Source organism: Streptococcus oralis subsp. oralis (assembly GCF_002096595.1).
Lineage (GTDB): Bacteria > Bacillota > Bacilli > Lactobacillales > Streptococcaceae > Streptococcus > Streptococcus oralis_D.
In genome coordinates this window covers 1,081,924-1,089,449 of the sequence record NZ_NCUR01000010.1, presented here as the reverse complement: position 1 = coordinate 1,089,449, position 7,526 = coordinate 1,081,924, and the positions used below count along the sequence as shown (strand labels likewise).

The 7,526-nt window shown below is 41.1% G+C and carries 2 protein-coding genes, 9 tRNA genes and 1 rRNA gene; 11 read left to right on the top strand and 1 reads right to left on the bottom strand.

What is annotated here, in order from left to right:
• Positions 1-46 precede the first annotated feature (46 nt).
• From rrf to B7714_RS09700, 11 genes are all read left to right on the top strand, one after another.
• Positions 47-162: ribosomal RNA gene (rrf, locus tag B7714_RS09750) — 5S ribosomal RNA — on the top strand.
• Positions 163-268: 106 nt separating this feature from the next.
• Positions 269-341 (top strand) — tRNA-Val (locus B7714_RS09745).
• 2 nt (positions 342-343) lie between these two features.
• Positions 344-416 (top strand) — tRNA-Asp (locus tag B7714_RS09740).
• Between the two features lie 24 nt (positions 417-440).
• A tRNA-Lys gene (locus tag B7714_RS09735) sits at positions 441-513 on the top strand.
• A 5-nt stretch (positions 514-518) separates the two neighbouring features.
• Positions 519-600 (top strand) — tRNA-Leu (locus B7714_RS09730).
• A 12-nt stretch (positions 601-612) separates the two neighbouring features.
• Positions 613-685: transfer RNA gene (locus B7714_RS09725), tRNA-Thr, on the top strand.
• A gap of 27 nt (positions 686-712) precedes the next feature.
• A tRNA-Gly gene (locus B7714_RS09720) sits at positions 713-784 on the top strand.
• Between the two features lie 7 nt (positions 785-791).
• A tRNA-Leu gene (locus B7714_RS09715) sits at positions 792-877 on the top strand.
• A 14-nt stretch (positions 878-891) separates the two neighbouring features.
• Positions 892-965, top strand: a tRNA-Arg gene (locus B7714_RS09710).
• A gap of 15 nt (positions 966-980) precedes the next feature.
• A tRNA-Pro gene (locus B7714_RS09705) sits at positions 981-1,054 on the top strand.
• Between the two features lie 174 nt (positions 1,055-1,228).
• The gene (locus B7714_RS09700; protein ID WP_084860373.1) at positions 1,229-5,620 is read left to right on the top strand and encodes a PolC-type DNA polymerase III; all 4,392 of its coding nucleotides are present in this window, start codon (positions 1,229-1,231) and stop codon (positions 5,618-5,620) included.
• Between the two features lie 115 nt (positions 5,621-5,735).
• Here the strand turns inward: B7714_RS09700 and B7714_RS09695 are convergent, their stop codons facing one another.
• A complete protein-coding gene (locus B7714_RS09695) occupies positions 5,736-7,526 on the bottom strand; it encodes an NACHT domain-containing protein (RefSeq protein ID WP_084860372.1) in 1,791 nt (596 codons plus the stop codon).

The following is a 7,526-nucleotide window of genomic DNA, read 5'->3' as shown; positions in this document are numbered from 1 at the left end:
CTTGATATTTGATAGATATTCAATTTTGAGTAGGTATTACTCAGAGTTAAGTGACGATAGCCTAGGAGATACACCTGTACCCATGCCGAACACAGTAGTTAAGCCCTAGAACGCCGGAAGTAGTTGGGGGTTGCCCCCTGTGAGATATGGAAGTCGCTTAGCTCTTTGGGAGTTTAGCTTAGTTGTAATTGAGAGGAAATCGAAATTACAATCGGCGGATGAGAGAAACGAAGTTTCTTACCGTTGGCTGAGCTAGACTCCACCCTTTGGGAGTTTAGCTCAGCTGGGAGAGCATCTGCCTTACAAGCAGAGGGTCAGCGGTTCGATCCCGTTAACTCCCATAGGTCCCGTAGTGTAGCGGTTATCACGTCGCCCTGTCACGGCGAAGATCGCGGGTTCGATTCCCGTCGGGACCGTTTAAGATAACGGCAGTTATTTTAGACTCGTTAGCTCAGTTGGTAGAGCAATTGACTTTTAATCAATGGGTCACTGGTTCGAGCCCAGTACGGGTCATATTTGCGGGTTTGGCGGAATTGGCAGACGCACCAGATTTAGGATCTGGCGCTTAACGGCGTGGGGGTTCAAGTCCCTTAACCCGCATAATAGAAATCAGCCGGCTTAGCTCAGTTGGTAGAGCATCTGATTTGTAATCAGAGGGTCGCGTGTTCAAGTCATGTAGCCGGCATTTTTTTATATAGAATAAGAGGTCGATGCGAACGTAGTTCAGTGGTAGAACACCACCTTGCCAAGGTGGGGGTCGCGGGTTCGAATCCCGTCGTTCGCTTAGAGAGGCCGGGGTGGCGGAACTGGCAGACGCACAGGACTTAAAATCCTGCGATTGGTAACGATCGTACCGGTTCGATTCCGGTCCTCGGCATATAATAATGATGAGCACCCTTAGCTCAACTGGATAGAGTACCTGACTACGAATCAGGCGGTTAGAGGTTCGACTCCTCTAGGGTGCATTTTTTTATTTAACGCGGGAAGTAGCTCAGCTTGGTAGAGTACTTGGTTTGGGACCAAGGTGTCGCAGGTTCGAATCCTGTCTTCCCGATCGATTACGAGGATACTTAAGGGTATCTTTTTTATTTACTAAGGAGATTCTGAGAGTCTTCTTTTTTGTTTATGGAACAAATTTGAGTAAACTAGCAGTGCTTAAGGAATGGTACTAGTCATATATTTTCTTTAATTATGGTAAAATAGTAAAAGAATAATGTGAGGAAAATGAATGTCAAGTAAGTTTGAAATTTTAATGAATCAATTAGGAATCTCTGATCAATTGAGACGGGATCCTGCTCTTGTTGATGCCAGAATTGAGCGTGTTGTGGTTCATAAAATTAGTAAGATTTGGGAATTTTATTTTGTATTTTCTAATATTTTACCGATTGAAATCTTTTTAGAGTTAAACAAAGGGCTTAGTGAAGAATTTTCTAAGACAGGGAACCGAGCTGTTTTCGAAATCAAGGCTCTTTCTCAAGAATTCTCTAATGAACTCTTGCAGGCCTACTATAGAGAGGCTTTTTCTGAAGGTCCATGTGCAAGTCAGGGGTTTAAATCTCTTTACCAGAATTTAAACGTTCGTGCGGAGGGAAATCAACTCATTATTGAAGGTTCAGAAGCGATTGATAAGGAGCACTTTAAGAAGAATCATCTTCCTAATTTGGCAAAGCAACTCGAAAAGTTTGGTTTTCCAGCTTTTGTATGCCAAATAGAAAAGAATGATGCTCTTACACAAGAGCAGGAGGAAGCCTTCCATACGGAGAATGAACAGATTGTTCAAGCTGCCAATGAGGAAGCGCTCCGGGCTATGGAGCAACTGGAACAAATGGCTCCTCCTCCAGTAGAAGAGAAGCCAGTCTTTGATTTTCAGGCTAAAAAGGCTGCGCCCAAGCCTAAACTAGATAAGGCTGAAGTTACCCAGATGATCGACGTGACGACTGAGGAAAATCGCCTGGTCTTTGAAGGGGTCGTTTTTGATGTGGAGCATAAGGTGACCAGAACTGGTCGCGTTTTGATCAACTTTAAAATGACAGACTACACTTCAAGTTTTTCAATGCAAAAATGGGTTAAGAATGAAGAAGAAGCTCAGAAGTTTGACATCATTAAGAAGAATTCTTGGCTCCGAGTTCGTGGGAATGTGGAGATGAATAACTTCACACGTGATTTGACCATGAACGTCCAGGATGTGCAGGAAGTTGTTCACTATGAGCGGAAGGATTTGATGCCAGAAGGTGAGCGTCGGGTTGAGTTTCATGCTCATACTAATATGTCGACTATGGATGCTCTACCAGAAGTAGAGGAGATCGTTGCGATAGCTGCTAAGTGGGGACACAAGGCGGTTGCCATCACGGACCATGGAAATGTTCAATCTTTCCCACACGGCTATAAGGCGGCCAAGAAAGCTGGAATCCAGTTGATCTATGGAATGGAAGCCAATATTGTGGAGGATCGTGTTCCAATCGTTTATAACGAAGTGGAGATGGACTTGTCAGAAGCGACCTATGTAGTTTTTGACGTGGAAACGACGGGACTTTCAGCCATCTATAATGACCTGATTCAGGTTGCGGCCTCTAAGATGTATAAGGGAAATGTTATTGCCGAATTTGATGAATTTATCAATCCCGGGCATCCCTTGTCAGCCTTTACTACTGAGTTGACAGGTATTACAGATGATCATGTCAAAAATGCTAAACCACTGGAACAAGTTTTGCAAGAATTCCAAGAATTTTGCAAGGATACAGTCTTAGTCGCCCACAATGCTACCTTTGACGTTGGTTTTATGAATGCCAACTATGAGCGTCATGGTCTGCCTAAGATTAGCCAGCCAGTCATCGATACGCTGGAGTTTGCTAGAAATCTCTATCCTGAGTATAAACGTCATGGTTTGGGGCCTTTGACTAAGCGTTTTGGTGTAGCACTTGAACACCACCACATGGCCAACTACGATGCGGAAGCTACTGGTCGTTTGCTTTTCATCTTTATCAAAGAGGTAGCAGAAAAACATGGTGTGACTGATTTAGCTAGACTCAACATTGATTTGATTAGTCCAGATTCTTATAAAAAAGCTCGGATCAAGCATGCGACTATTTATGTCAAGAATCAGGTAGGTCTAAAAAATATCTTTAAACTGGTTTCTTTGTCCAATACCAAGTACTTTGAAGGAGTACCACGGATACCGAGAACAGTTCTAGATGCCCATCGAGAAGGATTGATTTTAGGGTCAGCTTGCTCTGAGGGTGAAGTTTTTGATGCTGTCGTTTCCCAAGGTGTGGATGCGGCGGTCGAGGTGGCCAAGTATTATGACTTTATCGAGGTCATGCCACCAGCTATATATGCTCCTTTGATTGCTAAAGAGCAGGTCAAGGATATGGAGGAACTCCAGACTATTATCAAGAGTTTGATAGAGGTTGGGGACCGTCTTGGCAAGCCTGTTCTAGCTACGGGAAATGTCCACTATATCGAACCGGAAGAAGAGATTTACCGTGAAATTATCGTCCGTAGTTTGGGCCAGGGGGCTATGATTAACCGAACCATCGGTCATGGTGAACATGCCCAACCAGCACCGCTACCGAAGGCTCATTTTAGAACGACCAATGAAATGTTGGATGAATTTGCTTTCTTGGGAGAAGATTTAGCACGCAAATTAGTCATTGAAAACACCAATGCCATGGCAGATATTTTTGAACCTGTTGAGGTTGTTAAGGGTGACTTGTACACACCTTTCATCGACAAGGCGGAAGAAACGGTCGCTGAGCTAACCTATAAGAAAGCTTTTGAGATTTATGGAAATCCTCTGCCAGATATCGTTGATTTGCGGATTGAAAAAGAATTAACTTCCATTCTGGGGAATGGATTTGCCGTGATTTATCTGGCATCGCAGATGCTGGTGCAACGTTCCAATGAACGGGGCTACTTGGTTGGTTCTCGTGGGTCTGTTGGGTCCAGTTTTGTTGCGACTATGATTGGGATTACGGAGGTTAATCCTCTCTCTCCACACTACGTCTGTGGTCAGTGTCAGTACAGCGAATTTATCACGGATGGTTCTTACGGTTCAGGTTTTGATATGCCTAATAAGGACTGCCCAAACTGTGGTCACAAACTCAGCAAAAATGGGCAGGATATTCCGTTCGAGACCTTTCTTGGTTTTGATGGAGACAAGGTTCCCGATATTGACTTGAACTTCTCGGGAGAAGACCAGCCTAGTGCTCACTTGGATGTGCGTGATATCTTTGGCGAGGAATATGCCTTCCGTGCGGGAACGGTTGGTACGGTGGCTGCCAAGACTGCCTATGGCTTTGTAAAGAGCTACGAGAGAGATTATGGCAAGTTCTATCGTGATGCAGAGGTGGAACGCCTTGCTCAAGGTGCTGCTGGGGTCAAGCGGACTACAGGACAACACCCAGGGGGAATCGTTGTTATTCCGAACTACATGGATGTCTACGACTTTACTCCTGTCCAGTATCCAGCGGATGATGTGACGGCTGAATGGCAAACCACCCACTTTAACTTCCACGATATCGATGAGAACGTCCTCAAACTCGATGTGCTGGGGCATGATGATCCGACCATGATTCGGAAATTGCAGGACTTGTCTGGGATTGACCCTAATGAAATTCCTATGGATGATGAAGGTGTCATGGCTCTCTTTTCTGGGACTGATGTGCTAGGTGTGACTCCTGAACAGATCGGAACGCCGACGGGTATGCTGGGGATTCCAGAATTTGGAACCAACTTTGTACGTGGGATGGTAGACGAGACGCATCCGACGACTTTTGCAGAGTTGCTTCAGCTCTCAGGTCTATCCCACGGTACCGATGTGTGGTTGGGAAATGCCCAGGATTTGATCAAGCAAGGGATTGCGGACCTATCAACCGTTATCGGTTGTCGGGACGACATCATGGTTTACCTCATGCATGCGGGTCTCGAACCTAAGATGGCCTTTACCATCATGGAACGGGTGCGTAAAGGTTTGTGGCTGAAGATTTCCGAAGAGGAGCGAAATGGCTACATCGAGGCTATGAAGGCTAATAAGGTACCAGAGTGGTATATCGAATCCTGTGGAAAAATCAAGTATATGTTCCCTAAGGCCCATGCGGCAGCCTACGTTATGATGGCCTTGCGTGTAGCCTACTTCAAGGTTCACCATCCGATTTATTATTACTGTGCTTACTTCTCTATCCGTGCCAAGGCTTTTGATATCAAGACCATGGGTGCGGGCTTGGATGCTATCAAGCGCAGAATGGAAGAAATCGCTGAAAAACGGAAGAATAATGAAGCCTCTAATGTGGAAATTGACCTCTATACAACTCTTGAGATTGTCAATGAATTGTGGGAACGTGGCTTTAAGTTTGGCAAGTTAGACCTCTATCGTAGTGATGCGACTGAATTCATCATTGATGGAGATACCCTCATCCCACCATTTGTAGCAATGGATGGTCTGGGAGAGAACGTTGCTAAGCAGTTGGTGCGTGCGCGTGAAGAGGGTGAGTTCCTCTCTAAAACAGAACTACGCAAGCGCGGTGGACTCTCATCTACCTTGGTTGAAAAGATGGATGAAATGGGGATTCTCGGCAATATGCCAGAGGATAACCAGTTGAGTTTGTTTGATGAGTTGTTTTAAGAAGGCAGATTAGCCTCAATTTTATAGAGATGTTTGATAATAAAAAAATAACAGGAAATCAGATAATCCTGTTATTTTTAAAATGTAGGCATAAATATACAATAGTTACAGATTACTAATCCTCTAAGACTATCTCATCTTCTTTTAGGTCTTCTATCAGTTTCTGCTTGTAATGAGTGAGAGAAAGTATTTTTTGGCCTACCCAAGATTTTTTAAATAAGTCAAATAATTCTTCATTTTCAATGATATCTTCTGGTCCGATAGGTTGTTCAATTAAATGGTTATCTTTGCAAAATGATATTAGGGGATTATTATCTATTGTACGGTAGGATGTATAATTAATAGTATTGTCAAAAAAATAATAAATAAAACTCTGAAGGTTATCTTGGGAGTGTATGAATCCTAAGCTAAGAGGTGTATTGTTAGAATCAGAATTAACAATAATTTTTACTGGAAAATTGAGAATGTAATATTCAAATAAGTCTTCTTCATCAGATTTAGATTCTTCAAATTTATCTAATAAAGGGATTAAGATATTATTATTAAAGCGCTGAGTACTCATATCCTCTAACATAAAAAATACTGAATCTGCACTAGTGCTAAATTTTCCTGATTCTATTAGATGAAAGCTATAGTCACGCATCTTACTATCCGTTTGTATATTTAGAAAATAAGCAACAAAATATTCTTGGAAGGAACGATGGGAGAACTTGTATCTGTTTCCTTCCTTGTATAGTACACATAGGCAGTTTTCTAAATCGTCTATAAAATTGCGTATATTGAGAACGTTTTTAATTCGAGGAGGAAATATTTTAAAAATTTCGTCAATCTCTGGGAAGGTAAACTCTGTTTTTGCTTTTTGGTATGTTAGAAAACAGAAGATTGCAAAACATTCTTTAAAAGTATCTGAACTTAAATCTGATAACATTTTTCGTCGATAACTTTTCGTAGCATCGTGCTTCGAGAGCATGGTATCAAAGGCTTGATAGTAGAATAGGTGTAATTTTTGCGGGATTTCTGCATAGTCATTGTAAGTGGAGAGCATAATATTTAGTAGCAGAGGATTTGAAGCAAAAGATTCATGTCTATCATATAAACCACTCTCTAGATCATGAATAAATTTATTTTTGAGTTCCTCATCTGGATATTCAATTTTTGTAATAAGACTTATAGCTTGTTCCTTAGTAAAAGGAACAGCTTTTAAAACTGTGAAACGTTGAAATTCAATGAATTCGGATTCGCTATAAGGTCTGGAAGAAAGGATATAATGGTTTTCAGGATATTTGTCACAAAAATCATTTAACTTCTTGAAAAATTCTTTTTGGTTTTCGCTATACAATTCATCATAGCCATCCAATAGGAATAAAAAGCATCCAGATTGAAGTGCATAATCTAAATATTCTTCTTGAAATGTATTGTGAAATTGATTTAGTTTTTTTAACAGTAATTTTTCAAGGTCTAAATGCTCCTCGTCGTTGAAATCTTTTAATTCAATAAAAATAGGAATGTAGTCTTTTAATTTCAATTCACTTAGAAATAGGTGTTTCATAAGAGTAGATTTACCAATTCCACCAGAACCTTCAATAATTAAAAATTTTGAGAGATCAGTTAGTACTTGTGTTGTAGCGGGCATGATGATATCTGAACCTTTTTTTAAAAAAGGAACTTCAAAAAAGCTATACAATTTTTTTGGTTCTATGCCGTAGATAATCGTTTTGGTTTTACTATATTTTTCATAAGAATTTGTCAAATAAGCTTGGAATGGAATTTCTAGATCAATTTTTGCCTCATTGTAGAGTGTTTTAAATTTGTCAGTTGTTTTGGAAATAATAGGTGAAAAGTATTTATCCAGAATAGCACTAGTAAATTGTCTTGCAATTTCATTGTTAAAGATTTCGTCCATCAT

What these genes read in the sequence shown, in the direction of transcription:
- B7714_RS09700 (WP_084860373.1), top strand. Translation starts at nt 1,229, where the DNA reads ATGTCAAGTAAGTTTGAAATTTTAATGAATCAATTAGGAATCTCTGAT.
- B7714_RS09695 (WP_084860372.1), bottom strand. Translation starts at nt 7,526, where the DNA reads ATGATGGACGAAATCTTTAACAATGAAATTGCAAGACAATTTACTAGT.